The sequence below is a fragment of the Microbacterium sp. NPDC019599 genome (assembly GCF_040632175.1).
In the GTDB taxonomy this organism is placed as follows: Bacteria; Actinomycetota; Actinomycetes; order Actinomycetales; family Microbacteriaceae; genus Microbacterium.
In genome coordinates this window covers 414,289-431,021 of the sequence record NZ_JBEYBL010000002.1, presented here as the reverse complement: position 1 = coordinate 431,021, position 16,733 = coordinate 414,289, and the positions used below count along the sequence as shown (strand labels likewise).

General features: G+C 68.9%; 18 protein-coding genes. 9 read left to right on the top strand and 9 right to left on the bottom strand.

What is annotated here, in order from left to right; translation table 11 throughout:
* Positions 1-49: 49 nt before the first annotated feature.
* The gene (locus ABZ477_RS05400; protein WP_360129017.1) at positions 50-403 is read left to right on the top strand and encodes a DUF1801 domain-containing protein; all 354 of its coding nucleotides are present in this window, start codon (positions 50-52) and stop codon (positions 401-403) included.
* A 120-nt stretch (positions 404-523) separates the two neighbouring features.
* Here the strand turns inward: ABZ477_RS05400 and ABZ477_RS05395 are convergent, their stop codons facing one another.
* Positions 524-1,255: a LysE/ArgO family amino acid transporter gene (locus tag ABZ477_RS05395; RefSeq protein ID WP_360129014.1), complete on the bottom strand. Its 732-nt coding sequence runs from the start codon at positions 1,253-1,255 to the stop codon at positions 524-526.
* 70 nt (positions 1,256-1,325) lie between these two features.
* Between ABZ477_RS05395 and ABZ477_RS05390 the strand changes: the two genes are divergently transcribed.
* The gene (locus tag ABZ477_RS05390) at positions 1,326-2,216 is read left to right on the top strand and encodes a LysR family transcriptional regulator ArgP (RefSeq protein WP_360129011.1); all 891 of its coding nucleotides are present in this window, start codon (positions 1,326-1,328) and stop codon (positions 2,214-2,216) included.
* Here the strand turns inward: ABZ477_RS05390 and ABZ477_RS05385 are convergent, their stop codons facing one another.
* The 3 genes from ABZ477_RS05385 to ABZ477_RS05375 form a co-directional block, all read right to left on the bottom strand.
* Entirely contained in the window at positions 2,217-3,248 is a 1,032-nt protein-coding gene (locus ABZ477_RS05385) for an NADP-dependent oxidoreductase (protein ID WP_360129008.1), read from the bottom strand.
* 143 nt (positions 3,249-3,391) lie between these two features.
* Entirely contained in the window at positions 3,392-3,850 is a 459-nt protein-coding gene (locus ABZ477_RS05380; protein WP_360129005.1) for a MarR family transcriptional regulator, read from the bottom strand.
* Between the two features lie 11 nt (positions 3,851-3,861).
* A complete protein-coding gene (locus tag ABZ477_RS05375; RefSeq protein WP_360129002.1) occupies positions 3,862-5,580 on the bottom strand; it encodes an MDR family MFS transporter in 1,719 nt (572 codons plus the stop codon).
* 185 nt (positions 5,581-5,765) lie between these two features.
* Between ABZ477_RS05375 and ABZ477_RS05370 the strand changes: the two genes are divergently transcribed.
* On the top strand, positions 5,766-6,269 hold the full coding sequence (locus tag ABZ477_RS05370; RefSeq protein ID WP_360128999.1) for a 2'-5' RNA ligase family protein: 504 nt from the start codon (positions 5,766-5,768) through the stop codon (positions 6,267-6,269).
* 6 nt (positions 6,270-6,275) lie between these two features.
* On the opposite strand, the gene ABZ477_RS05365 is transcribed toward ABZ477_RS05370, so the two are convergent.
* Complete coding sequence (locus ABZ477_RS05365; protein ID WP_360128996.1) at positions 6,276-6,938, bottom strand: YqaJ viral recombinase family protein; 663 nt, start codon at positions 6,936-6,938, stop codon at positions 6,276-6,278.
* A 55-nt stretch (positions 6,939-6,993) separates the two neighbouring features.
* Positions 6,994-7,647 (bottom strand): hypothetical protein, encoded by a 654-nt coding sequence (locus tag ABZ477_RS05360; RefSeq protein WP_360128993.1) that lies wholly within the window; start codon positions 7,645-7,647, stop codon positions 6,994-6,996.
* 104 nt (positions 7,648-7,751) lie between these two features.
* Between ABZ477_RS05360 and ABZ477_RS05355 the strand changes: the two genes are divergently transcribed.
* Positions 7,752-8,060 carry a 4a-hydroxytetrahydrobiopterin dehydratase gene (locus tag ABZ477_RS05355; protein ID WP_360128990.1) on the top strand — a complete coding sequence of 103 codons (309 nt, stop codon included), beginning with the start codon at positions 7,752-7,754 and terminating at the stop codon, positions 8,058-8,060.
* A 122-nt stretch (positions 8,061-8,182) separates the two neighbouring features.
* On the opposite strand, the gene ABZ477_RS05350 is transcribed toward ABZ477_RS05355, so the two are convergent.
* A complete protein-coding gene (locus ABZ477_RS05350) occupies positions 8,183-9,715 on the bottom strand; it encodes a M28 family peptidase (protein ID WP_360128987.1) in 1,533 nt (510 codons plus the stop codon).
* 395 nt (positions 9,716-10,110) lie between these two features.
* Between ABZ477_RS05350 and rplJ the strand changes: the two genes are divergently transcribed.
* Positions 10,111-10,626 (top strand): 50S ribosomal protein L10, encoded by a 516-nt coding sequence (gene rplJ, locus ABZ477_RS05345; RefSeq protein WP_360128984.1) that lies wholly within the window; start codon positions 10,111-10,113, stop codon positions 10,624-10,626.
* Between the two features lie 43 nt (positions 10,627-10,669).
* Positions 10,670-11,059: a 50S ribosomal protein L7/L12 gene (rplL, locus tag ABZ477_RS05340; protein ID WP_165128292.1), complete on the top strand. Its 390-nt coding sequence runs from the start codon at positions 10,670-10,672 to the stop codon at positions 11,057-11,059.
* 54 nt (positions 11,060-11,113) lie between these two features.
* Here rplL and ABZ477_RS05335 read toward each other — a convergent pair whose 3' ends face one another.
* Positions 11,114-12,154, bottom strand: a complete 1,041-nt coding sequence (locus ABZ477_RS05335; protein WP_360128980.1) for a LacI family DNA-binding transcriptional regulator — start codon at positions 12,152-12,154, stop codon at positions 11,114-11,116.
* A 267-nt stretch (positions 12,155-12,421) separates the two neighbouring features.
* Between ABZ477_RS05335 and ABZ477_RS05330 the strand changes: the two genes are divergently transcribed.
* The 3 genes from ABZ477_RS05330 to ABZ477_RS05320 all read left to right on the top strand — a co-directional run bounded on the left by ABZ477_RS05330 (position 12,422) and on the right by ABZ477_RS05320 (position 15,960).
* Positions 12,422-13,753 carry an ABC transporter substrate-binding protein gene (locus ABZ477_RS05330; RefSeq protein ID WP_360128977.1) on the top strand — a complete coding sequence of 444 codons (1,332 nt, stop codon included), beginning with the start codon at positions 12,422-12,424 and terminating at the stop codon, positions 13,751-13,753.
* Positions 13,754-13,855: 102 nt separating this feature from the next.
* Positions 13,856-14,995, top strand: a complete 1,140-nt coding sequence (locus tag ABZ477_RS05325; RefSeq protein ID WP_360128974.1) for a sugar ABC transporter permease — start codon at positions 13,856-13,858, stop codon at positions 14,993-14,995.
* Positions 14,995-15,960, top strand: a complete 966-nt coding sequence (locus tag ABZ477_RS05320) for a carbohydrate ABC transporter permease (protein WP_360128971.1) — start codon at positions 14,995-14,997, stop codon at positions 15,958-15,960. Before ABZ477_RS05325 ends, ABZ477_RS05320 begins: the two co-directional genes overlap by 1 nt.
* Before the next feature lie 75 nt (positions 15,961-16,035).
* On the opposite strand, the gene ABZ477_RS05315 is transcribed toward ABZ477_RS05320, so the two are convergent.
* Positions 16,036-16,731 carry a DUF305 domain-containing protein gene (locus ABZ477_RS05315; RefSeq protein ID WP_360128968.1) on the bottom strand — a complete coding sequence of 232 codons (696 nt, stop codon included), beginning with the start codon at positions 16,729-16,731 and terminating at the stop codon, positions 16,036-16,038.
* Positions 16,732-16,733 lie beyond the last annotated feature (2 nt).

Sequence of the window (16,733 nt, the reverse complement as noted above, 5' to 3'; positions counted from 1 at the left end):
TGCCGCTTCGCGCTGTCACCCGGCACATGGGGAGTGCCAGGATGCCTCCATGGGAACCGTCGACGACTACCTGAACGAGCTCGACCCCGCCGATCGCGGGGTCGTCGCGCGCGTCTACGAGATCGCGCGCGAGGAGGCTCCGGATGCCGAGCAGGGCACGGGATACGGCATGCCGGCCCTCGTCTACCGTGGGAAGCCCCTCGTGTCGGTGAAGCGGACGCAGAAGCACATCGGCATCTATCCGTTCAGTCCGGATGCTGTCTCAGCCGTCGCGGACGCGGTCCGGGCCGTGCCGAACACGGGGCTCGACAAGGGGACGATCCGGTTCCAGCCGACCGATCCCCTGCCCGACGATCTCGTGCGGGCCCTCATCCTCGCCCGGAAGCAGCAGATCGAGGGCTGAGTCGCCACGCAGCGCGCCGAACTCCCGCAGGTTGTCACGAACTCCTCGTCGGGGCCGCGAAAACACGCGGGCCTCAGCGATCGCGCGGACCAGGCTGCGCGAGTCCGGCGCGGCCGGCGCTCAGGCCGAGACGACGAGCGAGATCCCCAGGCCGATCATGACGACCGCGATCACGGCGTCGAGGACGCGCCACGCGCGCGGCGTCGAGAGCCAGCGGCTGAGGAAGCGCGCGCCGAACGCGAGACCGAAGAACCACAGGACGCTCGCCGTCATCGCCCCCGCCGCGAACAGCCAGCGCGCGTCGCCGTGCGTGTTCGCCACGGTGCCGAGGAGGAAGACGGTGTCGAGGTACACGTGCGGGTTGAGCCACGTGAGGGCCAGGCACGTCGCGATGACCGGGAGCGGGCGCGACCGGCCCGTGGGAGTCGTCGCGGTGCGGACGTCCTCGCGGACGAGGGATGCCGAGACGGCGGGCTCGGGCACTCCGTCGTCCGTCGGATCCGCTGCATGCCCCGACGTGCTCACCCCGCGCACGTCGGGCTCCTCGATGCCGTCGAGGGTCTCTCCCGACGGACGCCAGGCGCGCTTGGCGGCGAGCAGCCCGTACGCGACGAGGAACGCGGCGCCCGCCCAGCGCACGGCGTCGATGAGCCACGGAACCGCCTGAAGGACGAAGCCCACGCCTGAGACGCCCAGAACGATGAGCGCGGCATCCGACAGCGCGCAGATGGCCGCCACGACGAAGACATGCTCTCGGCGGAGCCCCTGCCGGAGCACGAAGAGGTTCTGCGCGCCGATCGCGACGATGAGCGAGAGACCCAGGCCGAGACCGGCGAGCACAGGGGAGATCACCCTTCGACGGTAGGCAGCGGCCTCAGTGAAGTCCAGCTCATCATTCTTCAGCTGCATTAGCCTGACTTACGTGAAGATCCCGTTCGAACTCGCCGAGACGCTCTCCGTCGTGATCGACGAGGGATCCCTGGATGCCGCAGCCCGCCGTCTACACGTCACCCCGTCCGCCGTCAGCCAGCGCATCAAAGCGCTCGAGGAGCAGCTCGGGCGCGTGCTCCTCGTGCGGTCCAAGCCGGTCCGCGCGACCGACTCGGGAGCATCGGTCGTGCGGCTCGCGCGGCAGGTCGCGCTGCTCGAGCACGACGCCCTCGCCGCACTCGGCGAGGGCGACGACGAGCACCCGCTCGTCTCGGTCCCGCTCGCCGTCAACGCGGATTCGCTCGCGACGTGGTTCCTCGAGCCGCTGGCGCGGCTGGGGGAGCGGCATCCCATCGTCTTCGAGCTGCATCGCGACGATCAGGACTTCACCGCGAGACTGCTGGAGGCGGGCACGGTCATGGGTGCCGTCACGTCTCGCGCCGCCCCGGTCGCGGGGTGCCGCGTGAGCCCGCTCGGCATGATGCGGTATGAGGCCGTCGCGACGCCGGGCTACGTGGCCCGGTGGCTCCCGGACGGGCCGACGGCCGGGGCGCTCGCGGCGGCGCCGCTCGTGGACTTCGATCGGCGCGACGACCTGCAGTCGCAGTGGCTCGCGGCGAGCGGGATCGACCCCGTGGCGCCGCCGCGCAGCTACGTGCCCGCATCGAACGACTTCGCGACGGCCATCAAGCTCGGGCTCGGCTGGGGGCTGCTGCCCGGATTCCAGTCGGAGGAGGAGCTCGCCGACGGGCGGCTCGTGCGCCTCGGCGGAGCTCCCGTCGACGTGCCGCTGTACTGGCAGCAGTGGAATCTTCGCTCGCCTCTCCTCGAGGCGATCGCGGAGGAGATCGTCACGGAGGGCCGGCGCGTCCTCACGCCGTGATCAGTCGTCGCTGACGCGCAGGACGATCTTGCCCCGCGTGTGCCCCTCCTCGAGCAGCGCGTGCGCGGCCGGCGCCTCGGCGAGATCGAAGACGCGGTCGATGTAGATCTGGACGGCGCCCGAGTCCAGCAGCCGGCCGACGGTGGCGAGCGCTGTGCCGTCCGCCGTGACCTTGTAGCTCGTCGCGCGGACGTGCGCCGCCGCAGCAGCCTCGGCGTACCCCGGGAACGAGCCCGTCGGGACGAGGACGTACAGCCCGCCGGGGCGGACGACGCTCAGCGACCGCGTGCCGGTGTTCGCGTGCACGTTCCCGACGAGGTCGATCACGACGTCGACCTCGGGCACGACCTCCTCGAAGCGGGTGGACGTGTGGTCGATGACCGTCGAGGCTCCCAGCTCGCGCAGCCAGGACGCGTTGGCCGCGGAGCCCGTCGCCGTGACGTGGGCCCCGAAGTACGCGGCGAGCTGCACGGCGAAGTGGCCGACTCCGCCGCTGCCCGCGTGGATGAGCATGCGCTGGCCCTCGTGGGCGTGCGCCGTCTCGACGACGAGGCCCCACGCCGTGAGCGCGGCGAGCGGGACGCCGGCCGCCTCGACGTGCGAGAGCGAGGCGGGCTTCCGCGCGACCGAGAGGGTCGGCACGACGGCGTACTCGCCGTAGGACCCGGGGGAGCGGGGGAACGACAGCATCCCGAACACCTCCGTGCCGGGCGGGAAGGCATGCGACTCGTACGGCGATTTCACGACGACGCCGCTGAAGTCGTAGCCGAGCACGGCGGGGTACGACGCGATCGCGGAGGCGACGCCCTTGCCCGCCCGCGTCTTGGCGTCGATCGGATTGATGCCGGCTGCGACGACCCGCACGAGCAGCTCGCTCATGACGGGTGACGGGACGGGGACGGATGCCTCGCGCAGCGCGTCGACATCGCCGGGGCCGTCCATGACCATGGCGCGCATGAGCTCGGGCGGGTCGGGCATCTCGATGGGCTCGCCTCGGTAGGGCGATGACTGTCGCAGCGGCCGGAATCGCATCCGTCGCTCCTTCCCCGTGCATGTCGACGTTGGCAGCACTGGTTGCCGTGTGGATGAGACCATCCAACCCCGTGAATGTCTCGCCCGTGTTACGCGACTGCTACCGAGCGGCTAAGCATCGGATGCCGTCACCCGGCGGGGCGTCAGGGCTTGATGCCGCTCGAGAGGGCGTGCAGCAGCTCGGTGAGCCGGACGATGTCGGCGAGCTCCCACGTGTCGAGCGCATCGATGAACCCGCTCTCGCGCGGATGGCGCGCCGCGGACAGCCGTTCGAGGCCCTCCGGCGTCGGGGAGAGGAGCATCGAGCGCCCGTCCTCGGGGTCGGGGGCGCGGCTGACGAGACCGAGGGCCTCGAGCTCGCGGACCGTGCGGCTGATCTGGCCCTTGTCGGCCAGCAGCGTTTCGGCCAGGGCCGAGATCGTCGTCGTCCCGCGGCGCACGATCGTCGTGAAGACCTTGTAGGCGCCGGGCAGCATGCCGGGGCTCACGCGGTGCGCCGACTCGGACATGACGCGGCGGACCTGCGTGAAGAGCTCCCCGAACTCGGCCTCGAGGGCCCGCACCGCCTGGGTGCGGGCCTCGGGGGCCTCGGGTTCGGTCATCGCGATCGACATTAGCGGTGCGTCGGAGCCTCGGCCGCGGCATCCGTCGCGGTCGTCCGGGCCGAGTCGCGGTCGGCCGGGGCGTCGCCCGTCGCGGTCAGCGCGTCCATGCCCTCGGCGACGGACACCGTCGCGAAGTCGGCCTCGCTCGCCTGGATGCGCTCGCTCGTGGTCATGCGCGTCAGCGGCTTGTTCGGCAGGAACAGGATCGCGATGAGGCTGATGACGGCGAACGGCACGGCGATGAGGAACGAGTGCGAGATGCCCTGCGCGTAGATGTCCTCGAAGATGATGCGGACGGGCTCGGGCATCGTCGACACCTGCGGGAGCGTCCCGCTCTGCAGCTGCTGCGCGACCTCCGCACCCTTCGCGCCCAGGCTCATGATCGCGGCGGTCAGGTCGTCCTTCGCGCCCGCGACGAGGTCGGTGACGCTCGCGGCCAGCGCGGCGCCCATGACCGAGACGCCGATCGTGCCGCCGAGGCTGCGGAAGAACGTCACGCCCGAGCTCGCGACCCCTATCTCGGTCGGCTTCGAGGTGTTCTGCACGACCAGGACGAGGTTCTGCATCGTCATGCCGACGCCCGCGCCGAGCAGGAACATGTAGAGCGAGACGAGCGCGAAGTTCGTGTCGTAGTGGATCGTCGACAGCAGGTACGAGCCCGCGATGAGGAACACCGAGCCGACGATGAGGTACGGCTTCCACTGGCCGAAGCGCGTGATGAGCGCGCCCACGCCGATCGACGAGATCAGCAGACCCGCGATCATGGGGATCGTCATGACGCCCGCCTCGGTCGGCGTCGCGCCGCGCGCGAGCTGCATGTACTGGCTGAGGAAGACGGATGCTCCGAACATCGCGATGCCCGTCGCGATGGACGCGATGACCGACAGCGTGAAGGTACGGTTGCGGAACATCGAGAGCGGGATGAGCGGCTCCTTCGAGCGCAGCTCGACCAGGATGAAGAGGGCCGTGGCGAGGATCGCGCCGCCGACCATGAGGACCGTCTCGGTGCTCCACCAGTCGAACGAGTCGCCTGCGAGCGTGACCCAGATGAGCAGCAGCGACACGCCGACGGAGAGCAGCACGATGCCGAGGTAGTCGATGCGGACCTTCTGCTTGGCACGCGCCGGGAGGTGGAGCGTGCGCTGCAGGATGATGAGCGCCAGCACCGCGAACGGCAGCGCGACGAAGAAGTTCCAGCGCCAGCCGAGCGAGTCGGTGATGACGCCGCCCAGCAGCGGTCCGCCGATGGTCGCGACGGCCATGACGGCACCGAAGAGGCCCATGTACCGGCCGCGCTCGCGCGGGCTGATGATGTCGGCCATGATGACCTGGCTGAGGGCCGCCAGACCGCCGGCGCCGATGCCCTGCACGGCGCGGAAGGCGATGAGCATCTCGGGCGACTGCGAGAACCCGGCCGCGGCGGTCGCGAGGACGAAGATCGCGATCGCGAGCTGGATGAGGACCTTGCGGTTGAAGAGGTCGGCGAGCTTGCCCCAGACGGGGGTGGAGATCGCGGTGGTGAGCAGCGTCGATGTGACGACCCACGTGAAGGCCGTCTGGTTGCCCTCGAGGTCGTGGATGATGACGGGCAGCGAGGTCGAGACGACGGTGGAGGCCAGCATCGACACGAACATGCCGAGCAGGAGACCGGAGAGGGCGGGGAGGACTTCCCGCGCGGGGCGGGGAGCGCTCTCGACCGCGTCCGGCGCAGTGGAGACAGCAGACATGCGGATCCTTCGGATCGGAGTTGATCGGTGGTGTGCGGCGGCGGCGGCGCGAAGGTGGTTGACGATCGTCAACAGTTGAGAAAGGTCAACTATACGTTCAATCGTTGATCTGTGTCAACTATTCCTGCGCACCCTCGGAGACGCCCCGCGAACCGCAGGCGGCGGGGGAGGAGCAGGATGAGGGAATGTTCAGCGTCGAGCTCCTCCTCGATCCCGAGACCGAGGCCGCCGTGCGCGAGGATTGGGACCGGCTGCTCGCCGCCGACCTCCCGAGCTCCGGACGCAATCCCGCCCCGAGCAATCGCCCGCACATCACCCTCGCCGTGCGCGACCGCGTGGAACCGTCGGCATTCGCAGGCCTCGTGGACCGCCTGCCCGTCCGGCTCGAGCTCGGAGGCACGCTCCTGCTCGGCCACCGCGAACGATTCGTCCTCACGCGTCAGGTCGTCGTGAGCGCCGCGCTGCTGAGCCTGCACCGCGAGGTGGCCTCGATCGCCGGCCCGCCCGAGCCGCGCTACACCAACACCGGTCCGGACAGATGGACGCCGCACGTCACTCTCGCGCGCGGCCTGACGACGTTCCGGCTCGCGACGGCGCTGCGGACGATCCGCGCCGCGCATGTCGTCGGCGAGGCGACGGGCCTGCGCGTGTGGAACGCCGAGGAGCGCGTCGTGACGACCCTCGGCTGATCGCGGTCAGTCGGCGAGGGCCAGCGCGCGGTAGGGCTGACGGGGCGCCTCGGGGCGCAGCATCCGGTCGCCTTCCGTAGCCCGCCCGGCCAGGTGCCGGCGGTGCAGCTCGTCGATCAGCGCCGTCGCGAGGCGCACGAGCTGGGCGATCTCGGCCTCGTCGCGGTCGACCCAGGCGCAGCGCGGTTCGTCGCCCACGGGCACGAAGTCGCTGTGCTCCTCCCACGCGACGAGCGTGCGCTCCGCGCCGAGGACGTGCTGCTGCCACCACACCTGCCGCAGATACGACCGCGGGATGCTGCGCCACTGCTTGTTCGTCGTCTTGATCTCGGCGAGCAGCACGCGACCCGAAGCGTCGATCGCGATGCCGTCGGGGGTTGCCAGGTGCCGCTTCTCGACGACAGCGTGGAAGAGGGCCGACGACGGCTGGATGCCGTGGGTCGCCGCGACCCAGGCCGCGATCTCGGGCTCGCGGGCGCGGCCGTGAGCCGTGTACGCGTTGCCGGAGAACCCCGAGCCCATGAGCTTGGCGTCAGCGGCGCGGCGGATCGCGTTGCTCGAGGTCAGGGTCGCGACATCCGTCGCCGTGATGCCCCGCGATCGTGCGCGCACCCATGCGACCCGGTCGCGGGAGTCCGCGACGATGCGGGCGGCGAGTTCGGGTGTCACGTCATCCACCGTACGCCGCGCCGCCGACGCGTGCGGGCGTGCCACGCGGAGCAGGTCACTCGCTCGCAGCGGACCCCGCTCGGTAGCCCCGCTGCACGCGGAGGACGCCCCCGTACTGTCCGATCGCGACGCAGACGAGCGTCACCAGCCACGCCGAGGCGATCACGGTGACGGCGGGCGTCGGGTACTCCGCGATGCCGAACCGGATCATCGAGACCGCGAACGCGGACCAGAGCGCCGCGATCGCCGACGTGAGCATGCGGGCGTAGAGGTCGGAGTCGGGGCCGAGGCGCACGAAGAAGTCACGACTTCCTGCCGGCTTCCGCTGGCCGGTCCGGAACGGGTATCCCGCCCAGTAGGCCAGGGCGTGCACGAGACGACGGCCTGTGCGGTGAAGCGCGATGAGGAGCCACGCCGACGCCGCGGCCACCCCGCTCGCGACGAGGATCAGCACTGATCCGAGGACGACCTGGCCTTCGGCCAGGAGATCGATCGAAACCCCGGCGACGAGTCCCGCTCCCAGGGCGCCCGCCGTGCCCAGGATGCCGAAGAGCCAGCGGGACAGTCTTCCGTAGTCCGCGCGGAGCTCGCGCAGATGATCGTCCGCGGTGCGGTAGCCGGCGGCGGCCTTGGGTGACTTCCCGCTCGAGATCGCTTCCTCCGCGGCCACGATGGACGGGATCGAGGTGGGGCGGATGAACAGTGGCATCGCCCACAGCCTACGGAACCCTCGCTTGCGCGGTCCCTGACGCGCGGGGCTGCCCCTTCCGGCCAGGGGGTTGCGATCCGGATCGGGAGTGGAAGAGTCGGAGCATGGACACGATCCCGGCAGACGAGTTCCGCGCGCAGGCGGGCGCCGACGGCTGGCGCGCGGGCGACGACGGTGCGCGCATCGACTACGCGACGGGCGACTTCGCGACGGGTGCCCGCCTGTTCGCCGCGATCGCGGAGCTCGCGGAGCAGGCGAACCATCATCCCGACGTGGACGTCCGCTACTCCCGCGTGGGCGTGCACCTGTTCACGCACTCCGCCGGCGGGCTGACGCACAAGGACGTCGAGCTCGCCAACCGCATCTCCGTCGCCGCGGACGAGCTCGGAATCCCGGTCGACGGCGCGCCCTGACGCGTCCCGCCTGCTGAGCCGGGCACTGCCGGGCACACGAAGGCGGGGATGCCGATCGGCATCCCCGCCCCGCTCGGCTCATCGACTGCGTCGATGGCGCCGCGCGCTTGTCGTGTCCGCCACTACGGGAGGTTCACCGTGCCCTCGGGACCGGCCGGGACCGGGAACGCGAACTTCCCGGGCACCTTCTTGCCCGCGACGCCGTTGACCGACTCGGTGGAGTACGCGTACGTCAGCACGGCCGCCGCGATGGCGTCGGAGTTGACGTCGAGCGCGTCCAGCGCGAGGTTGTCGATGTCGTCGCACGCCAGGTGGTAGCACGGGTCGTACTGCTGGCCCGCCTCACCGCCCCAGATCTCGGCCTGCAGCTCCGTCTTGGGCACCTCGGCGCCCGTGAACAGACCACCTGCCGGAATGCCTTCCTCGATGAAGCCCTGGTAGTCGCTGCGTCCGCTGAACTGCGCGTCGTCGTACGGCACGCCCGCCCAGGTGTAGTAGCTCTCGAACAGGTCCTCGATCGCGATGGAGCCCTCAGGGATCGGTACGCCTGCCGGAGCATCCCAGCCCGATTCGTCGCTGTCGTACACCATGAAGATGTAGTTGGGCGAAGCCACCATGTCGAAGTTCAGGTAGAGCGCGACCTCGCCGAGCGTGCCCTCCAGGACCTGCTCGTCGACCCACGCGTGGGATCCGAGCAGGCCGCCTTCTTCGGCACCCCACCACGCGAAGCGGATGGTGTTCTCCGGCTTGAGCTTGGAGATGTTCTGAGCGATCTCGAGGAGTGCCGACGAGCCGCTGCCGTTGTCGTTGATGCCGGGACCGGCCAGAACCGAGTCGAGGTGCGCACCGGCCATGACGACGTTGGAGTCGTTCTTGCCGGGCAGCTCCGCGATGACGTTGACCTGCGGACGCGGCTCCGGCTCGTCGACGACGATGTGCGCCGTCGAACCCGCCTGAGCGAGTGCTGCACCGTCGGCGAAGCTCGCCCCGACGACCGGGATGTTGAGCGGCGTCTGGTTGATGCCGAACAGCGTGCCGGTCACAAGGCCCGAGCGGAGTTCCGTGTTGCCTTGGTTGAAGATGATCACTGCCTCGGCGCCGGCGTTCTGCGCGTTGGTCGCCTTGACGCCGAACTCGCATGTGCCGCGCTGGATGAGGGCGATGTCGTTCGGGCCGGTGAAGTCGAGACCGTTGAAGTCGGTCGGCTCGCACGCGCTCGTGACCGGGTCGCGCGGCGGCGTGAGCACGATGTCGACTGGGATCACGTTCCCCGTGACCTCGCCGTAGCCCGTTCCCGTGAACGTGCCGGAGTCGTACTCGGCGGCGACCGGCGTCAGCTGCTCCAGCAGGGGCGGCGGCACGAAGGTGAAGTCGAACGAGTCGAGCTCGACGTTCCACCCGGCCGCCTCGAGCGTGTCGACCACGTACTCGACGCTCGCCGTGTAGCCCGGGGTTCCGGCCGCGCGGGTGCCGCCGTTGGCGTCCGCGATGGCCTGGAGCGCCTCCTCGTGCTCGAGGACCCCGTCGACGGTCACGCACGAGAGGAGCTTCTCGTACGTGTTGTTCGTGCGCGTCTCACACGCCTGGGTCGGAGCCGCGAACGCTCCGCCTGCGGGGATGAGTGCCAGTGCCGCGATCGCCGTCGTCGCGATCATGGCCGTCGTGGCGCGCCTGGAAAGTGGTGGAGATGGGTACATCGTCTTCCCTTCCGTTCGGGCGTCCTCGTTGACACCCGTTGCGGGCGAGCCTATTCAGCGCATCGGACGCACGGAACCCCTTGACTGTGCTCGATTTGGCGCGCGAGGCGGCATCCCGTACCCTGGAAGGAGCCGAAGACCGCCGGTCATCGTCGTGCGTGTGAACGTACGAAGATCGAAGCACTGCTCTGCAGGGGCCCGCGCAGGTGTCACGAACGATTCTCCTGAATTCAGGATTCTGCTCCGTGCGCTTGCGCCGGAGCTTTTTCTTTGCCGTGACGAGAGCAGATGACCGGGAGCCTTCGGCCGGCGCCCCGCCATCGCGGAGCGTCTCGTACACACAAGGAGTGGCCATGGCGCAGAAGGAAGCATCGGTCGCCGAGCTCACGAAGAACTTCGAGGACTCGACCGCCGTTCTGCTGACCGAGTACCGCGGTCTGACGGTTGCCCAGCTCAAGCAGCTGCGCAACAGCATCCGTCAGGACGCGGAGTACGCCGTGGTGAAGAACACGCTGACCAAGATCGCCGCGAACAACGCGGGGATCACGTCGCTGGACGACGACCTCAAGGGTCCGTCGGCCATCGCGTTCGTGCACGGCGACCCGGTCGCCGTCGCGAAGGGTCTGCGTGCCTTCGCCAAGGCACACCCTCTTCTCGTGATCAAGGGCGGTTTCTTCGACGGAAACCCCCTGAGCGCGGACGAGGTCAACAAGCTCGCCGACCTCGAGAGCCGTGAAGTCCTGCTGGCGAAGCTCGCCGGCGCGATGAAGGCCTCGCTGACCAAGGCGGCATACGTCTTCAATGCGCTCCCGTCGAAGGCCGTCCGCACGGTCGACGCGCTGCGCGAGAAGCAGGAGTCCGCGGCCTGACATCGGGCCTCGGCGTAGCAAACCCATATCAAGGAGAATCATCATGGCAAAGCTCAGCACTGAGGAGCTGCTCGACGCGTTCAAGGAGCTCACGCTCATCGAGCTCAGCGAGTTCGTCAAGGCGTTCGAGGAGACCTTCGACGTCACCGCTGCCGCCCCCGTGGCCGTTGCCGCCGCCGGCGCGCCGGCCGGTGGCGCGCCCGCCGAGGAGGTCGAGGAGAAGGACTCGTTCGACGTCATCCTCGAGGCCGCCGGCGACAAGAAGATCCAGGTCATCAAGGTCGTCCGCGAGCTCACCTCGCTCGGCCTCGGTGAGGCGAAGGCCGTCGTCGACGGTGCTCCCAAGGCTGTCCTCGAGGGCGCCAACAAGGAGACCGCCGAGAAGGCTCAGGCCGCCCTTCAGGAGGCCGGCGCGACGGTTACCCTCAAGTAATCTCGCTCTCTCGCGAACGGATGCCCCGGGCTTGCGCCCGGGGCATCCGTGTTTCTACGGCACGCTGCGGGTGGTCGCCACCCCCGCCGCGGCGGAGGGGATGCCGGCCGGCGGAGCCGTCGAGTTGCGCACGATGAGCGTCGCCTGGAGGCGCATCTCGACGACGGGCGCATCGGGGTCTCGGAAGCGCTGCAGCAGGAGCTCCGCAGCATGGACGCCCTGTTCGCGGGGCGACTGCTCCAGCGTCGTGAGGGAGAACATCTCGGCGTACTCGTGGTTGTCGATGCCGACGACGCTGAGCGAGCTCGGCACGGGCAGTCCGAGCCGGCGCGCCGCGATGATCGCGCCGATCGCGACCTCGTCGCACGTCGCGACGATGCCGGTGGGCCGGCGCCGCACGTCGCCGAGGAGGTCGACGGAGGCCGCATAGCCGCCCGGCAGGCTCGCGGGGGACGGGACGTGGCATGCGGGGAGGCCGGCATCCGCCATCGTGGCCTCGTACCCCTCGAGCCGGATGCCGTCGACGTGCGCCCCGCCCTCGACCCCGCCGCCGACGAACGCGATGTTCGTGTGGCCGAGATCCAGCAGATGCTCGGTCGCGCGCCGAGCGGCGTTCACGTCGTCCAGCGCGATGACGCTCGTCGTGCCGGACACACCCACGACGCTGACGAGCGGCCGGCCGATCGCGATCAGACGGTCGAGCTCGTTGTCGCTCGGCTCCAGGCCGACCGCGATGAGACCGTCGAATCTCTTCCGCGCGAGGAACTCGTCGAACACCCGGACGCGGCCCTCCGTGCCCGGACGCGCGTCGTACAGCGTCAGGTCGTAGCCGTGCCGCAGGAGCGCGTCCTGGATGCCGTCGAGCACCTCGGCGAAGAACCAGCGATTGACGTAGGGCATGACGACGCCCACGTTCTTCGTCTTGCCGGTCGCGAGGCTCACGGCGGCGGTCGACGCCACGTAGCCGAGCTTCGCAGCCGCCTCCTGGACACGCGCCTTCGTCGGCTCCGACACATAGCCGCTGCCCGTGAGCGCGCGGCTCGCAGTGGCTTTGGAGACCCCGGCGGCGCGTGCGACGTCGGCGATACCGGCCATGCGACTCCTCTCCGAGCCCTGCGCACTGCGCGACGCGCGGCCGGCCGATGGCGCGGCTGACACGTCCAAACCTGGAACCGATTACAGGATGCCGAAGCCCGGCCGCTCCGCGAAAGTGCCGCGGATGCGGGGTTATCGACTTGTGATGATCGTGCGTTGTGCGGCAACACGGCATCCCCTAGCGTGACTCCTGGAAGCGGTTCCGCACGCTCTCGCGTGCTGCTTCCGGGGGAGTATCGTCCCTGCACCACTCGAAGAGGAGGACACATGAAGACATCGAGACGAGGACGCACCCTCATCTCGGCCGCGGTTCTGGGTGTGACCGGGATCGCCCTCGCAGCATGCTCCGGCGGCCCTGGTCAGACCGACGAAGGCGGCGGCGAAGACGACAACGTCGTCACCGTCTACGGCACGATCGTGACTCCCGAGCAGGAGCTCCTGGAGGAGTCCTGGGCGGATTGGGAAGAAGAGAACGACATCGACATCCAGTACGAGGGATCGAAGGAGTTCGAGGCGCAGATCGCGGTTCGCGCCCAGGGCGGCAACCCGCCCGACATCGCGATCTTCCCGCAGCCGGGTCTCATGGCCGACATGGCGACGCGCGGATACCTGTTGCCCGCACCCGAAGGCGTCGCAGACAACGTCGCCGAGTACTGGACCGATGACTGGGCGGGCTACGCGACCGTCGACGACACCCTCTACGGCGCACCGCTCATGGCGAGCGTCAAGGGCTGGGTGTGGTACTCGCCCTCGCTCTTCGAGGAGAACGGCTGGGAGGTGCCGACCGACTGGCAGGGCCTGCTGGATCTGACGGCCGAGATCCAGTCCGCGACGGGCAAGCCGCCGTGGTGCGTCGGCTTCGCGTCGGACGCGGCGACGGGATGGCCGGGAACCGACTGGATCGAGGACATCGTGCTGCGCCAGTCCGGCACGGATGTCTACGACCAATGGGTCGCCAACGAGGTCAAGTTCACCGACCCCCAGATCAAGTCCGCGTTCGATGAGTTCGCCAAGATCATCCAGGACCCGAACTACGTCAACGCCGGCTTCGGCGGCATCGACACGATCGTCACGACTCCGTTCGGCACCGACCCCGCTGCGGCGATGGTCGCGGGCGACTGCATCCTGCACCACCAGGCGTCGTTCTTCGACGGCTTCCTGTCCGACGCGGGCGGTGAGGTAGCCGAGGACGGCGACATCTGGGCGTTCCTGCTGCCGCCGTTCGAGGCGGGCAGCGGCGAAGGCGGTGCCGTGGTCACGGGCGGTGGCGAGATCGTCGCCGCGTTCGACGACTCGGAGTCGACCGTCAAGGTGCAGGAGTACCTGTCGAGCCCGGAGTGGGCGAACTCCCGCGTGTCGCTCGGCGGCGTCATCAGCGCCAACAAGGGCCTCGACCCGGAGAACGCCTCGAGCAACGTCCTCAAGGAGGCCATCGCCATCCTGCAGGACGACACGACGACGTTCCGCTTCGACGCCTCCGACCTCATGCCGTCGGCTGTCGGGTCGGGCACGTTCTGGAAGGGGATGGTCGACTGGGTCAACGGCACCGACACCGACACGGTGCTGCAGCAGATCGAGTCCGGCTGGCCTTCCAGCTAGCCGGCGCGTGAGGCGGGGCCGCTCCTGACGGAGCGGCCCCGCTCCCACACCGCAGTGCGTCGCCGCTGCCGCCGAGTCCGTCGAAGTGCTCGAAAGGATCCCATGTCCGCCGTCGCCTTCTTCCAGTGGCTGAGCACCCTCTCGCCCTGGCTCCAGATCCCGATCATCGTCTTCGTCTTCCTGCTCGTCATCGCGCTGATCCTGTTCTTCATCGAGATCGCGCCGCGTTCGGGGCGGATGTACACGATCATCCGGCTCGCGATCTGCATCGCGGGCCCCGCTCTCGTCCTCTGGCTGCTGCAGTCCTACCAGTGGGCGATCGCCGTCGCAGCCGTGCTCGGGCTCCTCTTCTTCTTCATCGACAAGCGCGCAAAGGGTGGCGAGGGGTCGCTCTTCCAGCTGGTCGGGTTCCTGACCCCTGCGCTGCTCCTCGTCCTCGTGGGACTCGTGGTGCCGACGATCCAGACGACGGTGCAGTCGTTCATGAACTCGTCGAGCACCCGTTTCGTGGGATTCGACAACTACGCGTGGATCTTCACCAACCCGCAGAACCTCCGCGTCATCGTGAACACGCTGATCTGGGTCATCATCGCGCCGATCGTCTCGACGGCCGCCGGACTCGCGTACGCGTACTTCATCGACAAGACGCGCGGTGAGAAATACTACAAGATCCTCGTGTTCATGCCGATGGCCATCTCGTTCGTCGGCGCCTCGGTGATCTGGCGGTTCATGTACGCCGTCCGTCCCGCCGACCTCGCGCAGATCGGCTTCCTGAACCAGATCATCGTCTGGTTCGGCGGGCAGCCCGTCAACTTCCTCGCGGTGCAGCCGTGGAACACGCTGTTCCTGATCATCGTGTTCATCTGGATCCAGACGGGCTTCGCGATGGTGCTCCTGTCCGCGGCGATCAAGGGCGTCCCGACCGAGCAGATCGAGGCGGCTGAACTCGACGGCACGAACGGCTGGCAGAAGTTCTGGAACGTCATCGTGCCGGGCATCCGGGGTGCCCTCATCGTCGTCCTGACCACGATCTCGATCGGGTCGCTCAAAGTGTTCGACATCGTCCGCACCATGACAGCGGGCGCGAACAACACCTCGGTCGTCGCCAACGAGATGTACACGCAGTTCAAGAACTTCGAAGCGGGTCGCTCTGCGGCGTTCGCTGTCATCCTCTTCCTGCTGGTGACGCCGATCATCGTGTACAACGCGATCCAGCTGAAGAAGCAGAGGGAGGCCCGCTGATGACGGTTGCACCGGTCGATCTCCCGATCGACGACGAAGACGCCCGACGAATCAAGCGCGGCGAGCGCAAGACCGAAGAGGGGCTGGGTCGCACGAAGCGTCGCCTCACCTCGCGATGGGCGACCATCGCCGCCCTCATCATCGCGATCTTCTGGACGATCCCGACCTTCGGCGTGTTCATCTCGTCGTTCCGGCCGGCCGAGCTCATCCAGACAACGGGCTGGTGGACGGTCTTCCAGAACTGGGGCTGGACGCTCGACAACTACGCCACGGCGCTGCAGTCCGGCAACAGCCAGCTGAACATGGCCGAGGCGTTCGTGAACTCGTTCGCCATCACGATCCCCGCGGTCGTCATCCCCATCTCGATCGGGATGCTCGCGGCCTACGCATTCGCCTGGATCGATTTCCGCGGCAAGAACATCCTGTTCATCGGGATCTTCGCGCTGCAGATCGTCCCCATCCAGATGGCGCTCGTGCCGCTCCTGCTCCTCTTCTCGCGCGGCACGATCTTCGGCGTGCCGGTCATCCAGGCCTTCGGCTCACCGGGGTACACACAGGTGTGGATCGCGCATACGATCTTCGGCTTGCCGCTCATCATCTACCTGCTCCACAACTTCGTGTCGGAGATCCCGAACGAGGTGCTGGAGGCGGCGCGTGTGGACGGCGCGGGGCACGGGCAGATCTTCTTCCGGATCGTCCTGCCGCTCACGACGCCGGCCATCGCCTCGGTCGCGATCTTCCAGTTCCTGTGGGTGTGGAACGACCTGCTGGTCGCCCTCATCTTCGCGGACGGCGCCGTGGCGCCGATCACGAAGCTCCTCGCCGAGATGACGGGCAACCGCGGGCAGGACTGGTTCCTCTTGACGGCGGGCGCGTTCATCGCCCTGGTGGTGCCGCTCATCGTGTTCCTCTCGCTGCAGAGGTTCTTCGTGCGCGGTCTGCTCGCGGGCTCGACGAAGGGCTGAGGCACACCGACTCAGGGGAAAGCGAAGGGACCGGCGCAGGGGGCGCGCCGGTCCCTTCGATCACGTGCGGCGGAGTCAGCCGGTGCAGCCCAGGCGCGCCTGCACCGAGCGCATGGCGTCGATCTCTGCCGTCTGACCCGCCTTGATGCCTTCCGCGACGGCGAGGACGCGCGGGACCGACCCCAGTTCGATGACGGCCTCGGCCATCGGGATCGCTCCCTCGTGATGCCGGATCATGAGCGCGAGGTACAGGCAGTCGGCCTCGGTCCCGGTCGCCGCCTGCAGCTGCGCGATCTCGTCCGCCGACGCCATGCCCATGGCCGCCCGCAGCTCTTCGTCGGTCATACTCTCGGACGTCGCGCCGTGACCGCCGCCGTGGCCCGAGGCATCCGTCATCCACGCCATGAGCGGGTCGGTGCTCGACTGGGGGAGACCCCACTGCACGAGCCAGTCGAACATCTCGCCGCGCTGACCGGCCTGACTCGTCGCGATGTCGTAGGCCATGCGCTGCACATCGTCGTCCTCGGTCTTGCGATAGATCTCCATCGCCATCTCGATCGCCTGCGTGTGGTGCACCTGCATGTCGCGCGCGAATCCGATGTCGGCGGCGTTCGGTCCCGCCGCCGTCGGCACCGAGCCGAAGGTCGAGAACCGGCCGATCGCGAAGGCGAGCGCCCCGATGCCGACGGCGATGAGCGCGTACACCCACCACGCGGGACGGGTGGGACCGGATGCTGTCCGCTCCGCCGACGGCGCTTCGGCGTCCGTCATCC